The organism is Parviterribacter multiflagellatus (assembly GCF_056863265.1).
The window spans coordinates 318937-336733 of sequence record NZ_JBXPIZ010000003.1 but is presented as its reverse complement, the minus strand read 5'-3'; the positions used below and the strand labels follow the sequence as shown (position 1 = coordinate 336733).

Genomic DNA, 17797 nt, shown 5'->3' with positions numbered 1-17797 from the left:
CCGCGGGGCGCGTCCTCTCCAGGCCGCGCGTTGGTGTGTCTGCTCTCCAGGCTCGGAGGCCATGCGCGATCGGTCTGTGACCCCGGTCACGCGCTGCCCGATTCAGGACAACCGGTCCAGGCCGGCGAGCAGCCGGTCGAAGGACTCGTTCACCGATTCCGGCAGCCCGAACCCGCCCGTTGTCTCCAGGCTGACGAACCCGTGGAGCGCCGCCCGGATGGCGCGGGCGCGGTGCACGTCGTCGCCGACCAACGTCAGCAGGGTGGCCAGGATCGCCTCCGCCGCGGCCGCCATCTCCGCGTCACGCTCGTCCGGGGCAGCGATCGTCGCCGCGTACAGCCCCGGGTACGTCTTCGCGAACGCGCGGTACGCGCGTCCGAGCGCGACGAGGTCGCCCGCGCCGTCGACGGCGATGCCCATCCGCCGCAGCCCCTCCAGCCGGAGCCGCCGCCGCAGGTCCCGCAGACCGCCGGGCACGTGCTTGTACAGCGACGGCGTCTTGATCTCGAGCCGCTGCGCGAGCCGCCCGAGCTGCAGCGCCTCCCACCCCTCCTCGTCGACCAGCCTGGCGGCCTCCTCGACGACCGCGTCGGGCGTGAGCGCCCCGCGCCGCGGCATCACGCGACCGCCGCGGCATGCCGCTGGTAACCGTCGGGGGTGCGAAGGCCGTAGCCGAAGGTGCGATCCATCGCGACGTGGATCGCCCAGCCGAGCGCGACGGGCTCGAGGACCGGCAGCACCGCCGCCGCGCCTGCCACCACCAGCGGCCCCCACCACGCGTGCACGGCGTTGTAGCGCGGCACCGCCCGCGCGTGGAGCTGCCCCGGCCCGCCCGCGAACCCGCCGACAAGCGCGAGGTCCGGCGCGACGACCGCGACCCAGAACAGCACCTCGTCCGCCACCCCCTCCCGCGCGGCGGCGACGATCAGCCCGAGGAGCACGACGGCGTGCATGAGGCGGGTGACGGGCGTGATGGGGATGGCGGGCATGGCGGCGACCTCCGCGGCGAGTTCAGCTAACGCGATTAGCTTAGCTAAGGGCGTTAGCCACGGTCACGCCTCACCGGTTCGGTGCAAGCAAGGCGACCAACGGAAACCGTCATCTCGTCGCGCACAACCGCGCGAGATGGCGGGAACCGTCGCTCTGCGACGGTCAGCGACATCTCGCCGCGGTGGGCGGCACGAGATGTCACTTTCGGCGGGCGCGGCGCAGGCGCGCCCGCCGCGCTACAGCGGCGCGACCGACCCGACGACGTGCGGCTTGCCCGACCGCGCGTCGTGGACCGCGAACTCGCGGACGCCCTTCTTCTTGCCCGCCCTCGACGAGAAGGCGGCCTTGGCGGGCAGGACCATCGGCTTCTTGAACGCGACCTCGGCGACGTACGCGCCCGACGCCGGGAGCTGGCCCTCGAGCGCCGCGAGGCAGCGGGCCTTGACCCACATCCCGTGTGCGATCGCGCCCGGCATCCCGAACGCCTTCGCGGTCAGCGGGTGCAGGTGGATCGGGTTGCGGTCGCCGGAGACGGCGGCGTAGCGGCGGCCGATGTCGCCCGGGACGCGCCAGATCGCGGCGGGCCGGGGCGGCTGCTCGACCCTGCGCGGCCCCTTCTTCTCGGCACCGTCGGACGAGGACGACGAGCGGCCGGGCCGCAGGTACGTCGACACCTCACGCCAGACCACCTCGCCGCCGGCCGACGCCTCGCTCACGAGGTCCACCGCGCGGCCGGCCGGATGGTCACGGAGATCCTCGGCGTGCACGGCGACGTCGTACGTCTCGTCGACCCCACACGGCCGCCGGACCTCGATCCGGTTCTCCAGGTGCACCAGCCCGAGCACCCCGAACGGGAACGAGCGCGCGGTCATCAGCTCCATCTGCAGCTCGAAGGCCGGCATGTGGAGGTACGTCGGCGGGAGCACGGACCCGAACCGGAAGCCGCACACCCGCGCGTACTCGGCGAGCCGCGCGGGGTCGACCGAGACGCCGTCCCGGGTCAGCGTGGTCTCCGGCAGGGTGCGGGAGCGCCGCACCCCGACGACCGGCACGAACCCCGGCACCGGCAGCGCGCCCGTGACGGCGCGCGCGTACGACCCCGCGAGGCTCACTTGCCCAGGAGCTGCTGGCCGCAGACCCGCACGACGTTGCCGTTGAGGCCGCCCGACGCCGGCGCCGCGAACCACGCCACCGTCTCCGCGACGTCCACCGGCTGCCCGGCCTGGCTCAGCGAGTTGATCCGCTTGCCGACCTCGCGCGGGCCGAACGGCATCGCCGCCGTCATCTGCGTCTCGATGAACCCCGGCGCGACGGCGTTGATCGTCCGGCCGCCGGTCCCGAGCTCGCGCGCCAGCGCCTCGACGCGCCCGATCACGGCCGCCTTCGACGTCGCGTAGTTGACCTGCCCGCGGTTGCCCGCGATGCCGCTGATCGACGACACGCCCACGATCCGCCCGTCGGCGGCCAGCACGTCCTTCTCGAGCAGCGTCAGGTCGAGCCGCTCGGTCGCGGAGATGTTGATGTCCATCAGGACGTCCCACTCCTTCTCGGACATCCGCCCGAGCGTGCGGTCGCGCGTGACGCCCGCGTTGTGGACGACCGCGTCGACCCCGCCGTGGCGGTCGGTCAGGTAGCTCGCGAGCGTCGTCGGCGCGTCGGCCGACGTGATGTCGAGCTGCAGCGCGCTGCCGCCGATGCGGTTGGCGACCGACGTCAGCGCGTCGCCCTGGCCCGGCACGTCGAGCGCCACCACGTGCGCCCCGTCCCGCGCGAGCACCGACGCGATCGCCTCGCCGATGCCGCGCGAGGCGCCGGTCACCAGCACGGTCTTGCCCTCGAACGGCTTCTCCCAGGACGCCGGCGCCACGACCGCCGCCGGCGCCACGCGGACGCCCTGCGCGCTCACGTACGCGGAGCGGGCGCTGAGGAAGAAGCGCAGCGTCGACTCGAGCGCGGCCTCGGCCTCCGGCTCGACGAGCACCAGGTTGACCGTCGCGCCGCGCCCGACCTCCTTGCCGAACGCCCGCACGAAGCCCTCCAGCGCGCGCTGCGCCGTGGCCTCGGCGACCGAGCCGCAGGCGTCCGGCGGCGTCCCGAGCACGAGCACGCGACCCGAGGACACGACGCGCCGCGCGACCGGGTGGAAGAAGTCGTAGAGCGCGCGCAGCCCCGCGGTGTCGGTGATGCCGGTCGCGTCGAACACGAGCGCCCCGAGCTTCTGATCCTCCGCCTCGGGCGCCTTCTCGACCGGCGTCGCGCCGGCGTCCTTGACGATCTTCTCGACCGTCTTCAGCAGCCGGCCTCCGGGCGCTCCGCCGATCAGCGCGGGCGCGGTGAGCAGGGGCGCGCCGGCCTCGTGGCGGCGCAGCGGCGTCGGCGCGGGCATGCCCGCGACCTTGAGGACGCGATCGATGGGGAGGTTCAGGTTCAAGTTCAACATGGCTCTATGTCCCACGGAATGGTGCCACAATCAGGGCCTATGCCTCAGCCAGTGATCGTCGGCGGCAACCGGATCCCGTTCGCTCGTTCGGATACCGCGTACGCCGAGGCTTCGAACCAGGACATGCTCACCGCGGCCGTCGACGGCCTGGTGGCCCGCTACGGACTTCAGGGCGAGGCGCTCGGCGAGGTCGTCGCCGGCGCGGTCCTCAAGCACTCGCGCGACTTCAACCTCACGCGCGAGGTCGTCATGGGCTCCGCCCTCTCCAGCTCGACCCCCGCGTTCGACATCCAGATGGCGTGCGACACCGGCATCCAGGCCGCGCTGCTCGTCGCCAACCGGATCGCGCTCGGCCAGATCGACGCGGGGATCGCGGGCGGCTCGGACACGACGTCCGACGCCCCGCTCGGCGTCAACGACGAACTGCGCCGGACGCTGCTCGAGGCCCGCCGGGCCAAGACGCTGCCGGAGCGCCTCAAGCTCCTCGGCCACCTGCGTCCCGGCCAGATCGTGCCGGACATGCCGCGCAACGCCGAGCCGCGCACGGGCCTGTCGATGGGCGAGCACCAGGCGCAGACGACGGCCCAGTGGGGTGTCTCGCGCGAGGAGCAGGACGAGCTCGCCGCCGCCAGCCACCAGCGCGCCGGGAAGGCGTGGGAGGAGGGCTTCAACGACGACCTCGTGACGCCGTTCCTCGGCCTCACGCGCGACAACAACCTGCGTCCCGACTCGAACGTCGAGAAGCTCGCGAAGCTGCGGCCCGTCTTCGGCGACCCCGAGACCGGCACGATGACCGCCGGGAACTCGACGCCGCTGACCGACGGGGCGAGCGCGGTGCTGATCGCGTCGGAGGAATGGGCCAAGGCGCGCAAGCTCCCCGCGCTGGCGCGCATCACGCACGCCGAGACCGCCGCGGTCGACTACATCCACGGCGACGACGGCCTGCTCATGGCGCCGGCCTACGCGGTGCCGCGGATGCTCACCAAGGCGGGCCTGACGCTCCAGGACTTCGACATCGTCGAGATCCACGAGGCGTTCGCGTCCCAGGTCCTCACGACGCTGAAGGCGTGGGAGGACCCGAAGTGGTGCAAGCAGCACCTCGGCCTCGACACGCCGCTCGGGTCGATCGACCGCGAGAAGCTCAACCCGAAGGGCTCGTCGCTCGCGGCCGGCCACCCGTTCGCGGCGACCGGCGGCCGCATCCTGGCCTCCGCCGCCAAGCAGCTCCACCAGCGCGGCGGCGGCAAGGCGCTGATCAGCGTCTGCGCCGCCGGCGGCCAGGGCGTCGTGGCGATCCTCGAGGCCTAGACCCCGCCGGCAGCGCAGCGGCGGGCCGGGGCATGAGACGCCCCGGCCCGCCGCTCCCGCGTGTCAGTCGGTGACCGTCACCATCGCTTCGGCCGGCGCGCCGAAGCGCGAGATGTGGCCGGGGATGGACACCATGAAGGTCTCGTCGGGCTCGTCGACCGCGTCCGCGACCGTCGGGATCTCGATCGTCGCCGTCTTCTCACCGACCGGGAACGTGACGTCGCCCGCGGCGGCAGCGTAGTCCCCAGGCGTCGTGGCGGTTTGGGCGGTGGCAGCCCAGTCGAACGTCCGCGGCGTGCACCGCCGCTCCGGCGACAGCGTCACGGTGATGACCGCAGTCTCGCCCTCCAGAACCGTCGCCGGCTCGAGCTCGAGCGTGGGCGCGATGTCGTCGCAGAGGGACGCCTGCGGCGGCAGCGGCGCGACGTCGTTCCCGGGAGGAAGCGGCGTCACGTGCGTCAGCAAGGCGGTGCCGACCGGACGCGGAGGAGCCGGGACGGGCGGCGCGACCACGATCACCGCCGCCGAGGCACGGCAGTTGTCGCCCTCACGGCGCTCCGCCACCCGCCCGGCGCCATCCGCGCACGCGAGGACGAAGTAGCGGCCCGGACGGACCGACGCGGGGATGGTGAGCGCCGTCGACGCGCGCGAGGTCCTCCGGGCGGACAGGGCCCGCGCACGGCGGCCCGGGCCCAGGACGACGTCCTGCGCGCTCCGCTTGCGGTCGGCCGACAGGAGGAACGTCGTCTGGGACGCCGCGGCCCGGCGGCCGCCGCGATTGGCGGTGACGTCGGTGACGGTCAGTTGGCTGCCGACGGTGACTCGGTCGGCGCTGGCACGGACGGAGAGGACGCTCAGATCCGCGGTCCGGGCCGGAGCCGCCGCGGCGGCGGACGGCGCCGCACCTGCGGCAGCGAGGGCGAGGGCGAGGCCGGCGAGGAGTGGCCGGCGACGGGCGTGGGGCATGACCTTCCAACCGATCCTGCCCGCCGAGGTGGCGGACTAGATGCCTTCGCCGCAGAGCTGGGCGAGCAGCCCCCGCCAGCCGGCCTGCACGCGCTCCATCTCCCAGCCCCGCCCCTCGCGGAGCAGGAGGTGGAGCGTGGGGTCGAGCACCTGGTAGAGCGCCATCGCGGCGTACTCGTCGTCGAGCGCCGGCGCAGCCTCGCGCAGCAGCACCCGCAGGTGGGTGATGACGAACGCGCCGGCGCCGGTGTCGCGAACGCGCGGGTCGTTCGAGAGCGCCGCGACCATCAGCGGGCCGTGGCGGTCGAGGAGCTCGATGTACGCGTCCCCGAAGGCGAGGAGCCGGTCGAGGGCCGGGGCGCCGGGGCCGAGCGGGGGCGGCCCGAAGATGACGGCGTCCTGCAGCTCGCGCGTGTGCTCGTCGAGCAGCGCGATCGCCAGGCCGGCACGATCGCCGAAGCGGCGGTAGAGCGTTCCCATCCCCACCTGCGCCGCGTCCGCGACGTCGGCCATCGAGACGTGCTCGATGCCGCGCTCCTCGATCAGGGCGGTGGCGACGTCGAGGATGCGCTGGCGGTTGCGCGCCGCATCGGCGCGCTCCTTCAGCGGGAGGCCGGTTGCGGAAGCGGCGACAGGGAGGGATGGGAGGGACAGCACGGCACGATCATGCCGACTGCTCGACCGGGGCGCGAGCCTCGCGGACGAGGTCCTGCAGGAGGTCGCCCAGCTTCTCGGCGAGCTCCGGGCTGGTCAGCGAGCCGTCCTCCGCGAACGCGGTGTCGGCCAAGCCGACGGGCAGCTCGTCCTCGACGACGTGCGCGCCCGCGTACTTGACGCTCTTGCGCACCTCGGCCTGGGCCCAGACCGCGCCGAAGAGGCCGGTGCTCGCGCCGATGACCAGCGTGGGCTTGCCCTTCAGGACGTTGTCGGGGTACGGACGCGAGGTCCAGTCGATGAGGTTCTTCAGGCCCCCGGGGACGGAGGCGTTGTACTCCGGCGTGGCGATCAGGATCGCGTCGGCGCCCTCGATGGCGTCACGCAGCTCCTGGACGACCTCGGGCACGTCGGCCTCGAGGTCCTCGTCGAAGATGGGCAGGCCCGCGAGGCCGTCCCACTCCACCAGCTCGGTGCCGGACGGCAGCGACTGCGCCGCCGCCCGGAGGAGCTTGCGGTTGTGGGAGCCCCGGCGCAGCGAGCCCGCGATGCCGAGGATCCGCATCGGACTACGCCTGGACCAGCGAGATGTCGGCGGTGAGCGTGACCTCGTTGGCCAGCGCGTTGCCGCCGCTCGGGAGCGGGGCGTTCCAGTTCATCTCGTACTGGGAGCGGTCGACGACGGCCTCGAGCGTGAGGTGGCCGCGGGTGTTGCCGAAGGCGTCGGCGGCCGGGGCGGTGTAGGTGCCCGTGGCGGTGACCGGCTTCGTGATGCCCTTGATCGTCAGCTCGCCCTCGAGCGCGACGGTGCCGTCGGCGGCGATGTCGAGCTTGGTCGAGGAGAACTTCACCTCGGGATGGTTGGCGGCGTCGAAGAACTCCTCCGACAGGACGTGGGCGCGGAACTGCTCGGGCTGGCGGATCGAGATCGACTCGACCTTCGCGGCGCCCTCGAGCTTGCCGTCGGCGAGCGTCGCGGTGACCTCGTCGAGCGAGCCGCGGAAGACGCTGACGCCCTGGTACTGGACGGCGAAGCCGAACGACGAGTGGACGGGGTCGGCGTTGAAGGTGCCGGTGGTGGCGGTGTCGGCGGCCATGGGGGTCTCCTCGTGAAGTGCTTTGTGCTTTCCTACTGGCTAAGCGGAGTGCGTTCCGCTTACGGAGATCACTGTAGCGCATCTGATTGCAGATGCAACTACATGGGAGATTTGGCGCGCCGGCGCTCTCCCCCCAGGCGGGGGGAGCCGCTCGACAGGGGCACGCCGGTCGTGTTGGGTGATGGGGCATGGAACGAGCGACCTTCCTGCCCGACGACCCGCAGAGCCTGGTCGAGGCGTCGCTCTCGTGCCCGCTCTGCCTCCACGCCTGCGACTGGCGCGTGTCCGGCCTCGGCGCGGACGCCGTGGTCGAGTGCCGCTGCCGCGAGTGCGAGCACCGGCGCGCGGTGCACCTCACGGGCCCGCAGCTCCTGCGCCTGACCGTGCCGGACGACGAGGCCGACGGCCTCATCATCGGTCCGGGCGTCGAGGGCGCGTGGCGGCGGATGTTCTGGGACTAGACGTTCGCGTACGCGGCGGGCGCGATCATGCCCGCCGTGAAGCACTACGCCGTCGCCGAGATCGAGATCACCGACCCGAGCTGGGTCCCCGCCTACGTCGCCGAGACGACCCGCCTCGTGGAGCAGCACGGCGGGCGCTACCTCGCGCGCACGCCCCGCGTCGTGAAGCTGGAGGGCGAGCGGCCAGCGCCGCAGATCGCGCTCCTCATCGAGTGGCCGTCGCGCGAGGCCGCCGAGGCGTTCTACGCGTCACCCGAGTACGCGCCGCACCTCGCGGCGCGCAAGGCCGGCTCGCGCGGGGACTTCCTCCTCGTCGCGGGAGAGGACGTCAACGGCGTCGCGCAGGTGCCGTAGGGGCGCACGGCGCGCCGAAGGGGAGCGCGAGGATCCGCATACGCGCCCGCGGCCGGCGCGTGCGGACCTCCAGCCGCACGCACCGAGGACCGTCGAGGACCAGGCCGCCACGCAGGAACGACCGCGGACGGTCCGTGCAGGGGAGCAGACGCACCGCGGGCCGGGTCTCGGGAAGCGTGTCCGCGCGCAGGCGACCGTACGTCAGCCCGGCGCCGCTCCGGTCCCCCGGCGCGATGCGCAGCGTCGCACGCTCGCCACGGGCGAGGATCACGGGGACCTTCACTGACACGGCCCCGGTCGCGGGCCGCGGCGCGAACCACTCCGGTCCCTGCCGGGCCCACCACGCCAGCCGGATGAACGTCGCGTCACCCACACGGACGTCGTCCGCGCCGCGCGGCGTCGGAGGCACGTCGAGACGCGCATCGCACCGCACCGCCGGCGCCTGCGCGCCCGCCGCGTCCGCCGCGTCCGCGGGTGACGCGGCGGCGAGGACAGCCGCCGTCCCAGCCGCCGCCAGGACGCCCCCGCTCATCCGGCGGCGACCTCGCTCAGGACCAAGGCCGCGCGAGGAGCCCCGGGCGCGTCGGCTTCGCTGCACCTTCTGACTCCACCTGCTCGCTGACGCACACACGCGCCCTCTCCCTGTCCGGGTTGCGCAAGCAGACACGACCGCGCCATCGTCGGTCGTGAAGAAACGGTGTACCTGGAGCCTCGGGAGGTTCCTCGACCCGGCCGGTCAACGGGTGCCCGCGGCAGGGCTGACCAGCCAGAAGCACCAGCGCGCGGCGGAGCGCAGGCCGGCCGCGAGGGCCGGGTCGTCGGCGAGCTCGCGGGCCGCGCGGAGGGTCGTGACGCCGAGGGCGCCGAAGGCCGCGAGGTGCTCGCGCTCGGTGAGGATCGGGCCGTCGCCGTGGCGCAGGTCGTCGAGCCAGGGCGTGAGGACCTCCTCCCAGGCGTGGGCCTCGGCCGGCAGCGCCGCGAGCATGACGAGGTAGCCGCGCAGCGGGTCGTCCGGCGCGAGCAGGAAGGCCGCCGCGTGGATGTCGTCCGCCAGGCGCGTGAGGGGGTGGGTGTCGGCGGTGGTCCTCATCGGGGAGCCACAGCATCCCGGCGCGGCCGCCCCGAGGCATCGGGGATCCCCCGCTGTCCGGGAAGGTCAGGGGGTCGGCGCGAGCTGGAGCAGCTCCACGCCCGCCGCCTCCAGCACGTCGCGTCCGTCGAGGACCGCGTAGCCGGTGCGGAAGAAGAGCCGCGCGACGCCCGCGCCAGCGATGAGCTTCGCGCACGGCGGGCAGGGGAAGTCGGTCACGTACATCACCGCGCCCTCCGTCGCCCGGCCCTCGCGCGCCGCGCGGGCGACCAGGGCGGCCTCGGCGTGGACGGCGGTCGACAGCTCCAGGTGGACGCCCTGGAAGAAGTTCGAGCGCGGGTCGCCGACCGCGTACGGCGCGTGCGGGTGCGGGAGGTGCTCGTTCGCCGCGCTCCACACCTCGCCGTCGGCGAAGCGGATCGCCGCGCCGACCTGGCGCCACCAGTCGACCGACCGGGCCGCCGCGGCCTCGGCCTCCCCCACGAGGTCGCGCAGCGCCTCCGGCGCGTCGACCGCGCGGACGTCGCCGACCTCCAGCAGCCGCACGGTCTTCGTCTTGTCCCAGCGCAGGAACGCGCTCGCGTACGTGACCTCCGCACGCGGGAACCAGCGCTCGACGACCTGGTGCGAGACGTCCTCGTCGGGCAGCAGGAGCGAGGCGCCGCTCTCCGCCAGCTCCCGCGCGCCCGCCGCGTCGAGCACGTCCACGCTCGCCGCGATCCCCCACGCGTCCAGCGCCGCCGCGACCAGCGCGGGGTCGAGCCCGCGCACGTCCTTGGCCAGCGGCCGGTAGTCGCCGTGCAGCTCGGGTCCGATCAGCCACAGCGGAAGCCCACGCGCGTGCGCGTCGAGGAAGCGCCGGTAGCCCTCGTGGAGCACCGGGACGTACGCGACCACCGCGTCGGCGCTCACTGCCGGCGCAGGATGTCGTCGATGAGGTTCGGCAGGACCTCGGCGAGCTTGGGCCCGAGCCGATCGCCCATGTGCATGTGCATCTGGCGGATGCGCTCGGAGGTCGTCACCGACGCCTGGCGCTCCAGCACCTCGATGCGCCCGACGTGGTCGAGCAGCGCCCGCTGGTCGTCGTCGGTGTACGAGTGGTCCTCGCTCAGCACGAGCACGTCCGGCTCGACCGCCTTGATCAGGCCCCAGCGCGGCTCGCTCTCGTCCTTGAGGTAGATGAGGTCGACCGGACGCTGGTGCGCGAGCATCTCCAGCCGCTCCTGCTCGGGGACCATCGGGCGGTCCGGCCCCTTGCGCTTGCGGATCTTCGCGTCGCTGTCGACGCCGACGACCAGCACGCCGCCGAACTCCTTGGCCCGCTGGAGGTACTTGACGTGCCCGAGGTGGATGAGGTCGAACGACCCGGACGTGAGCACGATCTCGTACCCGAGGCCCCGCAGGTGGGTCACGGTGCGCGTCATCTCCTCGAGCGTCCCGATCAGGCGCTCGTCGAATCTGACGTCGGAGGTGAGGATGCCCGGGGTCGAGGCCATGGCGCGTCACCGGCGGACGATACCGTCGGATGCCGCCGTAACACTGTCGCGCCCGATGCCGAACTACCTCCCCTACGCCGAACGCCGCCCGAGCACGCAGTACCAGGACATGCTCCGGACCATCCGCGACAGCGGGGTCCGCGTGTCCTCCAAGCAGGGCGTCGACGCGATCGCGCTGGCGGGGGTGCAGATGCGGTTCGACCTGCGCCACGGCGCCGCGGTCATCACCGAGCGGTCGATCCAGGGGTTCGTCAACAAGGCGATCGGCGAGCTGTGCGCGTTCATCAACGGCGCACGGACGCTGGACGAGCTGCGGGAGTTCGGCTGCGACTGGTGGGACGCGTGGGCGACGCCGGAGAAGTCGGGCTCGCGCGGGCTGGAGGCGGGCGACCTGGGCCCGGGCTCGTACGGGCACGCGTTCCGGAACTTCACCACGAACCTCGACGACGCGGCGGATCAGGGGTTCGACCAGCTCCCCCACCTCATCAAGAAGCTGCAGGACCTGCCGCTGGACCGCACCGCGGTGATGAGCCCGTGGATCCCCAACGCCAACCACCGCGAGGCCGGCGTCAAGTCGCGCAACACGATCGCGCCGTGCCACGGCTGGATCCACGCGCTCGTGTACGGCGACAAGCTGCACGTGATCCACAACCAGCGGTCGGGCGACACGCCGATCGGGGTCCCGTCGAACATGGCCCAGTACACGGCGCTCGGGCTGATGATCGAGCACCTGACGGGCTACGAGCTCGTCGAGTACGTGCACTGGATCCAGCACGCGCACATCTACGCCAACCAGCTCGACGCGGTCGAGGAGATGCTGTCGCGCGAGCCCCGGCGCCTGCCGACGCTCCGGCTGACCGAGGCCGGCCGGCGGGTCGCCGACATCCACGACTTCCGCGCCGAGCACTTCGAGCTGACCGACTACGAGCCGCACCCGGCCATCCCGGGCATCCCGGTCCTCACCTGACGTGAGCGTCGAGCTGGTCGTCGCCTACGACGAGGGCGGCCTGATCGGCCGCGACGGCGACCTGCCGTGGCGGCTGCCGACCGACCTCGCGCGGTTCAAGGAGATCACGATGGGCGGCACGGTCGTGATGGGCCGGCGGACGTGGGAGTCGATCCCGCCGCGGTTCCGACCGCTGCCGGGGCGCCGCAACCTCGTCCTCTCGCGCGACGCGGCGTACGCGGCGGAGGGCGCCGAGGTCGTGCCCTCGCTGTCGCACGCGCTCGCGTTGTGCGGGGAGAGCGCGTGCTTCGTGATCGGGGGCGGGACGGTGTACGAGGAGGCGCTGCCGGTGGCCGACGTCGTGCACGCGACGGTCGTCGAGGGCCGGCACGAGGGCGACACGTTCTTCCCGCCGCTGCCCGACGACTTCGCGGCCACGGACGTCTCGGACGTCGTGGAGGAGAACGGCTTCCGCTACACGTTCCGCCGCTACGAGCGCCGCCGCGGCACGCTCTACGACCTGTCCGCGGCGCGCGAGGACGAGCAGCGCGAGCGGATGGAGCGGCTGGAGCGCGAGGGCGTCTGCATCTTCTGCCCCGAGCACGTCGAGCGCGAGCAGCCGACGCCGATCGAGCACCGCGGCGAGCACTGGTACGTCACGCGCAACGCGTTCCCCTACCCGGGCACGGCGGCGCACTTCCTGATCGTCCCGCTGCGCCACGTCACGTCGTTCGACGAGCTGCCGGACGAGGCGGGCGCGGAGCTGTGGGCGATCAAGCGGCGGCTGAAGGAGCGGCTCGCGCCGCGCGCCACGGCGACGGTCGAGCGCAGCGGCGACATGCGCCTCAACGGCGGCTCGATCGCCCACCTGCACGTGCACTTCGTCGCGCTCGACGAGGCGCCGAGCGCGACGGTGCGCTTCCGCGTGTCGGCCCGCGCGGACTAGCCGACGACGAACGGCGGGCTGACGACGTCGCCCGTCACCGTCGCGCGCGGGATGCGGACGCGGTACCGGCCCGCCGGCGCGCCGGGCGGGACGAAGACGGGGACGTTCACCGACGTGCCCGGCCGGACGGTGAGCAGCACCGCCGGCGCCGCCAGCCGATTGCCGGCGGCGTCGAGCTGCTGGACCTCCGCCCAGGCCCCGGGCGGGCTCTCACGCTCGAGCTTGGCGTCGAGGTGGTCGAGCGGGAAGCAGGTCTGGCCGGTGTTCGCGAGGACCAGCTGGAGCTGCGCGGGGGCCGCGAGCGGCGTCGGTGGCGGCGGGGTGAACGCGAGCGACGCGGACGTCAGCTGCCGGGCGACGACGTCGCAGTGCAGCGACGGCGGCTCGGGCACCGCGATCCAGGAGCGGTACGTGCGGCCGCCTACCGTCAGGCGCAGCGCGTACAGCGCCGGCGCGGCCTGCGGGAGCGTCGCGGTGAACGTGCCGCGGCGCAGCGTGCGCTTGGTCAGGACCCGCAGCGGGCGGCCGGCGGCGTCGACGGTGACGAGGCTCACCGCCACGCGCGCCGAGCCGCGCCGGACGCGGACGGTGAAGCGGTCGCCGGGCTGCGCCACGGTCTCCGGCTTGGTCAGCGGCCACGTGAGCTTGGCGCCGGCCGTGGCGAGGGCCTCCCGGGTCGGCGGCTCCGCGGCGGGCAGCGCCGCCGCGGCGGAGGCGGGCAGGGTCAACACCGCGGCCACCACGGCGAGGGCGAGGGTCAGGCGGCGGGGCATGCCCGTTCCAACCCCCGCCGCGCCGCGCGGTGGCGGACCTTCCTCCTAGCCCGGCTGGCCCTGGAGCGCCACGGACGCCGTCAGCTCGAGCGAGCGCAGGCGCCCCTCGATGGTGTCCGCCTGGTGGACGGTCATCAGCTCGTCGGCGCCCGTCTCCCGCTGGAAGTCCGCGAGGTACGCCGCGACCGCGTCGGGCGTGCCGAGGGCGGTGCGCGTGAGCATCTGCTCGACGTGCTGGGCCTGCGGCGACGCCAGCAGCGCCTCGACCTGCGCGTCGTCGAGGCGCTGGCCGGGGCGGCTGAAGATGCCGCGCGCGAACATCCGGCGGCGCACCTCGAACTGGCGCCGCGCCTCCTCCTCGGTGTCCGCCGCGAGGACGTTGACCGCCGCGATGAAGTACGGCTCCGCGAGCTGCTCGGACGGCTCGAAGCGCGAGCGGTACACCTCCGCCGCCTCCAGCAGCGCGGCGGGTGCGAAGTGCGACGCGAAGGCGTAGGGCAGGCCCAGCATCGCGGCGAGCTGCGCGCCGAACAGCGACGAGCCGAGGATGTACAGCGGTACGTTCGTCCCGTGGCCGGGGTTCGCGTGGATGTGCGGGATGCGCGTCTCGCCGGTCAGGTAGCCCTGCAGCTCCAGCACGTCCTGGGGGAACGCGTCGGCCGACGCCGGGTCGCGCCGCAGCGCGCGCAGCGTGTTCTGGTCGGTCCCCGGCGCGCGCCCGAGGCCGAGGTCGATCCGCCCCGGGTGCAGCTCGGCGAGCGTCCCGAACTGCTCGGCGATCACCAGCGGCGCGTGGTTGGGGAGCATCACGCCACCCGATCCCAGCCGGATCCGCTCGGTGTGCGCGGCCACGTGCGCGATGAGCACGGCCGGCGCGGACGACGCGATCGTCCGCATGTTGTGGTGCTCGGCGTACCAGACGCGCGTGAAGCCGAGCGCCTCGGCCTGCTGCGCGAAGCGCACGGAGTCGTGGAGCGCCTCGCCGACCGGCTGCCCGTCGCGGACGGCGGCGAGGTCGAGGAGCGAGAGGGGAACCGACAGGGGCATCCCCTCCGACGGTACGACGCCGATCGAACGACCCGCGGCGTCAGCGCAGGGAGACGTCGCGGAACCGCGTGCGGTGCCCCTCGTCGACCTGGACGGTGACGTCCGCGACCTCCGGCGCGCAGCACGTCGCGAACGCGGCCGCGGACATCCGGACGGCGTGCCCGTGGTCCCCAGCCGCGCACACGACGTGGTCGTGATCGAGCAGGCCCGTGTCCGCGACCACCGGCAGCCCGAGCAGCGGGCCGAACGGCGGGATCGCCCCGACGTCGAAGTCCCCGAACCGCGCGGCGATCTCGTCCTCGCTCGCGAGGCGCAGGTGCCGGCTGGCGCCGAGATGCTCGCGCAGCCGACGCAGGTCGAGCTGCCGCGCCGCGGAGATCGCGACGACCCACCAGCGCTCCCCGTCGGCGACCATCAGCGTCTTCGCGACGGCCGCCGGCGGCGCCCCGACGGCGCGCGCCTCCTCGAGCGCGCGGAACGTCGGGACGTGGTCCAGGACGTCGTGGTCGATCGCCCGATCGCTGAGGTACTGGTGGACGGCCGCGACGCCGTACCGCGGGTCGTCCTGGTCCTGCACGCGCATCACGGATCCTCCTCCTCGCCCGCGCCGTCCGGTGGCGCGGCCCTGTGGCTCAGTCGATCGGCACCTGCGCGAACGCGGGCTCGGAGCGGTGGACCTGGAAGTGCCCCGTGTTCGTGTTGCTGCACAGGAACATCCAGAACCGCGCGTCGTTGCGCAGCACCGCGATGACGTCGGCCGCGTCCGCGCCGTTCATGCCCTCGCGGAGCACGAACGGCTCCGCGTCGTTGAGCGGCCGGTCGAGCCACGCGGCCGACCCCGGCGGCAGGCGGTTGAACGTGCCCGGGTCGCCGGCGGCGCTGCGCGCCTTGCGGAACTGCACGGTGAGCGTGGTGCCGTCGTGCTTGGCGGTGACGCCTCGGCCACCGCGGACGATCAGCGGGAAGAACCCTGGAGGATCCATGTCCGCCTCCTTCGGCGGGTCGCGTCTCCGGGTCACCCCGACCCTACGCCCCCGGCTCCCCCGAACGCAAGAAGGCCCGCAGCGCGGGCCTTCGAACGTCGGGTGTACTGCGACTCTCTTCAGTCGGGGCGCCCGGATTTGAACCGGGGACCTCACCGACCCGAACGGTGCGCGCTACCAGGCTGCGCCACGCCCCGAAGAGGACCAGCAGCATAGCGAGCGCGTGGCCGCGCGCGGGAACGTGACGCGCGGGGGTGCGAGCGGTGCGGGCGTCAGCGTGCGACGGCGCGGTAGTAGCGCACCGCGAGGCCCGTGACGAGCGTCTGGAAGGTCGTCTCGAGCGAGATGCCCTCCTCCGCCGCGTAGCGCTCGATCCCCGCCTCCTCGATGTCGGCCGCCTGGGCGATCACGTCGTCGAGGAGATCGGGGTGCCGATCGGCGAAGTACGCGCCGATGGAGTAGAGGCTGGTGTCGGTGAGGCCCTCGAGGAACGCGTCGGCGGTGCTCACTGACCGCCCAGTATGCCGCCCAGCCCGTTCGTCACGCCCTCGACGGTCCTGTTGACCCCGTCGAGGACCCCGCCGACCGCGCCCGCGGCGCCCTCGACGACCTCGCCCACCGGGCCGGAGCCCGTGGTGCCGCCGCTGGGCGGCGGCGGGCTCGGCAGCTCGGGCAGGCGGATCGTCGGCTGCGTCTGCGTGGGCGTCTGCGTCGTCCCGCCGGTCGTGCCGCCGCCCGACGTCGTGCCCGAGCCGGACGTTCCCGTGGCGCCGGACACCGCGCCGGTCACGCCCGAGACGGCCTCGGTGACCGGGTCCTTCTTCGCGACCGTCTGCTCCTTCGTGCCGGAGCCCGAGCTCGACGTGCCCGAGTCCGACGAGGACGACTTGGGCGACGATGACGAGCCGTCGGCCGCCGGCGCGCCGCCCGGCGCGAGCGTGCCCGGCCCACGGGTGCCGCTGCCACCGCCGGACGTGCTCGACGCCGACCCGCCGCCGCCGGCGACGGCCTTGGTGCCGCTCGACCGGGTCGCGACGGTCCGCTTCCCGCCGCTCCCGCTCTTGCCGGACGAGGACGACGAGCCCGCGCCGCTCCCGCTCCCTGCGGCGGCCGGCAGCGTGATCGGCGCGGCCTGCACCGCGGCCGCGGAGGTGCCGCCGCCGTCGTCGGAGCCGCCGCGCACCCGCTCGATCAGCGAGCCGTGGTCGGCGCCCGCGCGCGCGGAGTCCGGCGGCGACGTCGCGACGCCCGCGCCGACCCCCGCCAACGCGATCGTCGCCGCGCCCATGGCAGCCTTGCCCCAGCCGGTGACGACGCCCGGGTCGACCTGCGACGCGTGCGCCGACCAGACGGCCATCGACGAGACGTCCGGCGCCGGCGCGCCCGGCCCGGACGCGGCCTCGACCCCGAAGAGCTTGCGCTTGAGGAACGCCGGCAGCGGCAGCAGCGCGGCGATCTTCGTGCGGACCGGCGTGTGCGTGAGGTCGCGCGCGTCGAGCCCGCTCAACCGCGCGTGGCGCAGGCACGGCTGGCAGTACGAGACGTGGCGCGCCAGCCGCTTGCGGTCGCGCGCGCCGAGCAGGCCGGCCTCGGAGGCGGCCATCGCGATGATGCCCTGCACCCGCTGGCAGCGCTCGCCGGTGACGAGGTCCTCGTACTCCTCGGTCAGGCGCCGCCGCGCGCGGAAGAGCGTCGACTCCACCGCCGGGCGCGTCATGCCGAGGCGCTCGCCGATCTCGCGGTACGACAGGCCCTCCAGCTCGCGCATGACGAGGATCTGGTGGTGGGTCTCCGACAGGCCCCCGAAGGCGCCGCGCAGGTGGTCGAGCTGCTGCTTGTTCTCGAACGCGCGCTCGGGCGCCGGGTCCTTCGTGACGAGCTTGCCGTAGTCGGCGCTCGCCAGCCCGTCCTCGGCGTCGTACGAGACCTCCTCGGCCCGCTTGGAGCGGCGGAACTGGTCGATGCACGCGTTCTTGGCGATCTCGTAGATCCACGGCTTGAAGGCGATCGGGCGGTCGGTCTCGCGCATCCGCCGCAGCGCGGACATGAACACGTCCTGGGTGACGTCCTCGGCGCGCGCGTGGTCGTGGACCATGCCCTGCACGTACGCGGCGATGCGCCGGTGGTAGCGCGTGTAGAGCAGCTCGAACGCACGGTCGTCTCCCGCGCGCACGCGGGCGACCAGCTCGTGGTCTGTGATCTCGTCTCCGTCCCGCCTCAATGGCGCGACAGCCGAAGCAGTGCTG

General features: G+C 73.8%; 22 protein-coding genes and 1 tRNA gene. 5 read left to right on the top strand and 18 right to left on the bottom strand.

Going from position 1 to position 17797, the window contains the following annotated elements:
- Positions 1–102 precede the first annotated feature (102 nt).
- The 4 genes from AC1UE5_RS08530 to AC1UE5_RS08515 all read right to left on the bottom strand — a co-directional run bounded on the left by AC1UE5_RS08530 (position 103) and on the right by AC1UE5_RS08515 (position 3430).
- Entirely contained in the window at positions 103–618 is a 516-nt protein-coding gene (locus tag AC1UE5_RS08530; protein ID WP_482922118.1) for a TetR/AcrR family transcriptional regulator, read from the bottom strand.
- Entirely contained in the window at positions 618–989 is a 372-nt protein-coding gene (locus AC1UE5_RS08525) for a DUF4260 family protein (RefSeq protein ID WP_482922116.1), read from the bottom strand. The genes AC1UE5_RS08530 and AC1UE5_RS08525 overlap by 1 nt, the downstream gene beginning before the upstream one ends.
- A gap of 237 nt (positions 990–1226) precedes the next feature.
- Positions 1227–2102, bottom strand: a complete 876-nt coding sequence (locus AC1UE5_RS08520; RefSeq protein WP_482922114.1) for a MaoC/PaaZ C-terminal domain-containing protein — start codon at positions 2100–2102, stop codon at positions 1227–1229.
- Positions 2099–3430 (bottom strand): 3-oxoacyl-ACP reductase, encoded by a 1332-nt coding sequence (locus AC1UE5_RS08515; protein ID WP_482922111.1) that lies wholly within the window; start codon positions 3428–3430, stop codon positions 2099–2101. The genes AC1UE5_RS08520 and AC1UE5_RS08515 overlap by 4 nt, the downstream gene beginning before the upstream one ends.
- Before the next feature lie 39 nt (positions 3431–3469).
- On the opposite strand from AC1UE5_RS08515, the gene AC1UE5_RS08510 reads away from it, so the two are divergent.
- The gene (locus AC1UE5_RS08510; protein WP_482922109.1) at positions 3470–4738 is read left to right on the top strand and encodes an acetyl-CoA C-acetyltransferase; all 1269 of its coding nucleotides are present in this window, start codon (positions 3470–3472) and stop codon (positions 4736–4738) included.
- 63 nt (positions 4739–4801) lie between these two features.
- On the opposite strand, the gene AC1UE5_RS08505 is transcribed toward AC1UE5_RS08510, so the two are convergent.
- From AC1UE5_RS08505 to AC1UE5_RS08490, 4 genes are read right to left on the bottom strand one after another with little or no spacing between them, the layout of a single operon-like run.
- Positions 4802–5704: a Calx-beta domain-containing protein gene (locus AC1UE5_RS08505; RefSeq protein ID WP_482922107.1), complete on the bottom strand. Its 903-nt coding sequence runs from the start codon at positions 5702–5704 to the stop codon at positions 4802–4804.
- Positions 5705–5740: 36 nt separating this feature from the next.
- Positions 5741–6361 (bottom strand): TetR/AcrR family transcriptional regulator, encoded by a 621-nt coding sequence (locus AC1UE5_RS08500; protein ID WP_482922105.1) that lies wholly within the window; start codon positions 6359–6361, stop codon positions 5741–5743.
- A gap of 7 nt (positions 6362–6368) precedes the next feature.
- Complete coding sequence (locus tag AC1UE5_RS08495) at positions 6369–6923, bottom strand: NADPH-dependent FMN reductase (RefSeq protein ID WP_482922103.1); 555 nt, start codon at positions 6921–6923, stop codon at positions 6369–6371.
- Between the two features lie 4 nt (positions 6924–6927).
- Positions 6928–7455 (bottom strand): YceI family protein, encoded by a 528-nt coding sequence (locus AC1UE5_RS08490; protein ID WP_482922101.1) that lies wholly within the window; start codon positions 7453–7455, stop codon positions 6928–6930.
- A 188-nt stretch (positions 7456–7643) separates the two neighbouring features.
- Here AC1UE5_RS08490 and AC1UE5_RS08485 point away from each other — a divergent pair, with 188 nt between their 5' ends.
- Both AC1UE5_RS08485 and AC1UE5_RS08480 read left to right on the top strand, forming a co-directional pair.
- Entirely contained in the window at positions 7644–7916 is a 273-nt protein-coding gene (locus AC1UE5_RS08485; protein WP_482922099.1) for a hypothetical protein, read from the top strand.
- A gap of 27 nt (positions 7917–7943) precedes the next feature.
- Positions 7944–8270, top strand: coding sequence for a DUF1330 domain-containing protein (locus tag AC1UE5_RS08480; RefSeq protein ID WP_482922097.1), 327 nt, complete (start codon positions 7944–7946; stop codon positions 8268–8270).
- 736 nt (positions 8271–9006) lie between these two features.
- On the opposite strand, the gene AC1UE5_RS08475 is transcribed toward AC1UE5_RS08480, so the two are convergent.
- The 3 genes from AC1UE5_RS08475 to AC1UE5_RS08465 all read right to left on the bottom strand — a co-directional run bounded on the left by AC1UE5_RS08475 (position 9007) and on the right by AC1UE5_RS08465 (position 10856).
- Positions 9007–9360, bottom strand: a complete 354-nt coding sequence (locus AC1UE5_RS08475) for a hypothetical protein (RefSeq protein WP_482922095.1) — start codon at positions 9358–9360, stop codon at positions 9007–9009.
- Between the two features lie 66 nt (positions 9361–9426).
- Complete coding sequence (locus AC1UE5_RS08470) at positions 9427–10272, bottom strand: deoxycytidylate deaminase (protein ID WP_482922093.1); 846 nt, start codon at positions 10270–10272, stop codon at positions 9427–9429.
- Positions 10269–10856: an adenylyltransferase/cytidyltransferase family protein gene (locus AC1UE5_RS08465; protein WP_482922091.1), complete on the bottom strand. Its 588-nt coding sequence runs from the start codon at positions 10854–10856 to the stop codon at positions 10269–10271. Before AC1UE5_RS08465 ends, AC1UE5_RS08470 begins: the two co-directional genes overlap by 4 nt.
- Before the next feature lie 55 nt (positions 10857–10911).
- Here AC1UE5_RS08465 and thyA point away from each other — a divergent pair, with 55 nt between their 5' ends.
- Entirely contained in the window at positions 10912–11823 is a 912-nt protein-coding gene (gene thyA / locus AC1UE5_RS08460) for a thymidylate synthase (protein ID WP_482922089.1), read from the top strand.
- Position 11824: 1 nt separating this feature from the next.
- Positions 11825–12748 (top strand): dihydrofolate reductase, encoded by a 924-nt coding sequence (locus AC1UE5_RS08455; RefSeq protein ID WP_482922087.1) that lies wholly within the window; start codon positions 11825–11827, stop codon positions 12746–12748.
- On the opposite strand, the gene AC1UE5_RS08450 is transcribed toward AC1UE5_RS08455, so the two are convergent.
- From AC1UE5_RS08450 to AC1UE5_RS08420, 7 genes are all read right to left on the bottom strand, one after another.
- The gene (locus AC1UE5_RS08450) at positions 12745–13521 is read right to left on the bottom strand and encodes a hypothetical protein (RefSeq protein ID WP_482922085.1); all 777 of its coding nucleotides are present in this window, start codon (positions 13519–13521) and stop codon (positions 12745–12747) included. The two genes, AC1UE5_RS08455 and AC1UE5_RS08450, sit on opposite strands and share 4 nt — an antisense overlap.
- 45 nt (positions 13522–13566) lie before the next feature.
- Positions 13567–14568, bottom strand: coding sequence for an LLM class flavin-dependent oxidoreductase (locus tag AC1UE5_RS08445; protein ID WP_482922083.1), 1002 nt, complete (start codon positions 14566–14568; stop codon positions 13567–13569).
- A gap of 40 nt (positions 14569–14608) precedes the next feature.
- On the bottom strand, positions 14609–15151 hold the full coding sequence (locus AC1UE5_RS08440; RefSeq protein ID WP_482922081.1) for an aminoacyl-tRNA deacylase: 543 nt from the start codon (positions 15149–15151) through the stop codon (positions 14609–14611).
- Between the two features lie 49 nt (positions 15152–15200).
- Positions 15201–15587, bottom strand: a complete 387-nt coding sequence (locus AC1UE5_RS08435) for a hypothetical protein (protein ID WP_482922079.1) — start codon at positions 15585–15587, stop codon at positions 15201–15203.
- 87 nt (positions 15588–15674) lie between these two features.
- A tRNA-Pro gene (locus AC1UE5_RS08430) sits at positions 15675–15748 on the bottom strand.
- Positions 15749–15823: 75 nt separating this feature from the next.
- Complete coding sequence (locus tag AC1UE5_RS08425; RefSeq protein ID WP_482922077.1) at positions 15824–16060, bottom strand: hypothetical protein; 237 nt, start codon at positions 16058–16060, stop codon at positions 15824–15826.
- A complete protein-coding gene (locus AC1UE5_RS08420) occupies positions 16057–17772 on the bottom strand; it encodes an RNA polymerase sigma factor (RefSeq protein WP_482922075.1) in 1716 nt (571 codons plus the stop codon). Before AC1UE5_RS08420 ends, AC1UE5_RS08425 begins: the two co-directional genes overlap by 4 nt.
- Positions 17773–17797 lie beyond the last annotated feature (25 nt).

Excerpts from the sequence above, each read along its gene's own strand:
- AC1UE5_RS08440 (WP_482922081.1), bottom strand. The coding sequence starts at position 15,151 with ATGCGCGTGCAGGACCAGGACGACCCGCGGTACGGCGTCGCGGCCGTC.
- AC1UE5_RS08530 (WP_482922118.1), bottom strand. The coding sequence starts at position 618 with ATGCCGCGGCGCGGGGCGCTCACGCCCGACGCGGTCGTCGAGGAGGCC.
- AC1UE5_RS08475 (WP_482922095.1), bottom strand. The coding sequence starts at position 9,360 with ATGAGGACCACCGCCGACACCCACCCCCTCACGCGCCTGGCGGACGAC.
- AC1UE5_RS08465 (WP_482922091.1), bottom strand. The coding sequence starts at position 10,856 with ATGGCCTCGACCCCGGGCATCCTCACCTCCGACGTCAGATTCGACGAG.
- AC1UE5_RS08495 (WP_482922103.1), bottom strand. The coding sequence starts at position 6,923 with ATGCGGATCCTCGGCATCGCGGGCTCGCTGCGCCGGGGCTCCCACAAC.
- AC1UE5_RS08450 (WP_482922085.1), bottom strand. The coding sequence starts at position 13,521 with ATGCCCCGCCGCCTGACCCTCGCCCTCGCCGTGGTGGCCGCGGTGTTG.
- thyA (WP_482922089.1), top strand. The coding sequence starts at position 10,912 with ATGCCGAACTACCTCCCCTACGCCGAACGCCGCCCGAGCACGCAGTAC.
- AC1UE5_RS08490 (WP_482922101.1), bottom strand. The coding sequence starts at position 7,455 with ATGGCCGCCGACACCGCCACCACCGGCACCTTCAACGCCGACCCCGTC.
- AC1UE5_RS08480 (WP_482922097.1), top strand. The coding sequence starts at position 7,944 with ATGCCCGCCGTGAAGCACTACGCCGTCGCCGAGATCGAGATCACCGAC.
- AC1UE5_RS08515 (WP_482922111.1), bottom strand. The coding sequence starts at position 3,430 with ATGTTGAACTTGAACCTGAACCTCCCCATCGATCGCGTCCTCAAGGTC.
- AC1UE5_RS08505 (WP_482922107.1), bottom strand. The coding sequence starts at position 5,704 with ATGCCCCACGCCCGTCGCCGGCCACTCCTCGCCGGCCTCGCCCTCGCC.
- AC1UE5_RS08445 (WP_482922083.1), bottom strand. The coding sequence starts at position 14,568 with ATGCCCCTGTCGGTTCCCCTCTCGCTCCTCGACCTCGCCGCCGTCCGC.
- AC1UE5_RS08485 (WP_482922099.1), top strand. The coding sequence starts at position 7,644 with ATGGAACGAGCGACCTTCCTGCCCGACGACCCGCAGAGCCTGGTCGAG.
- AC1UE5_RS08510 (WP_482922109.1), top strand. The coding sequence starts at position 3,470 with ATGCCTCAGCCAGTGATCGTCGGCGGCAACCGGATCCCGTTCGCTCGT.
- AC1UE5_RS08525 (WP_482922116.1), bottom strand. The coding sequence starts at position 989 with ATGCCCGCCATCCCCATCACGCCCGTCACCCGCCTCATGCACGCCGTC.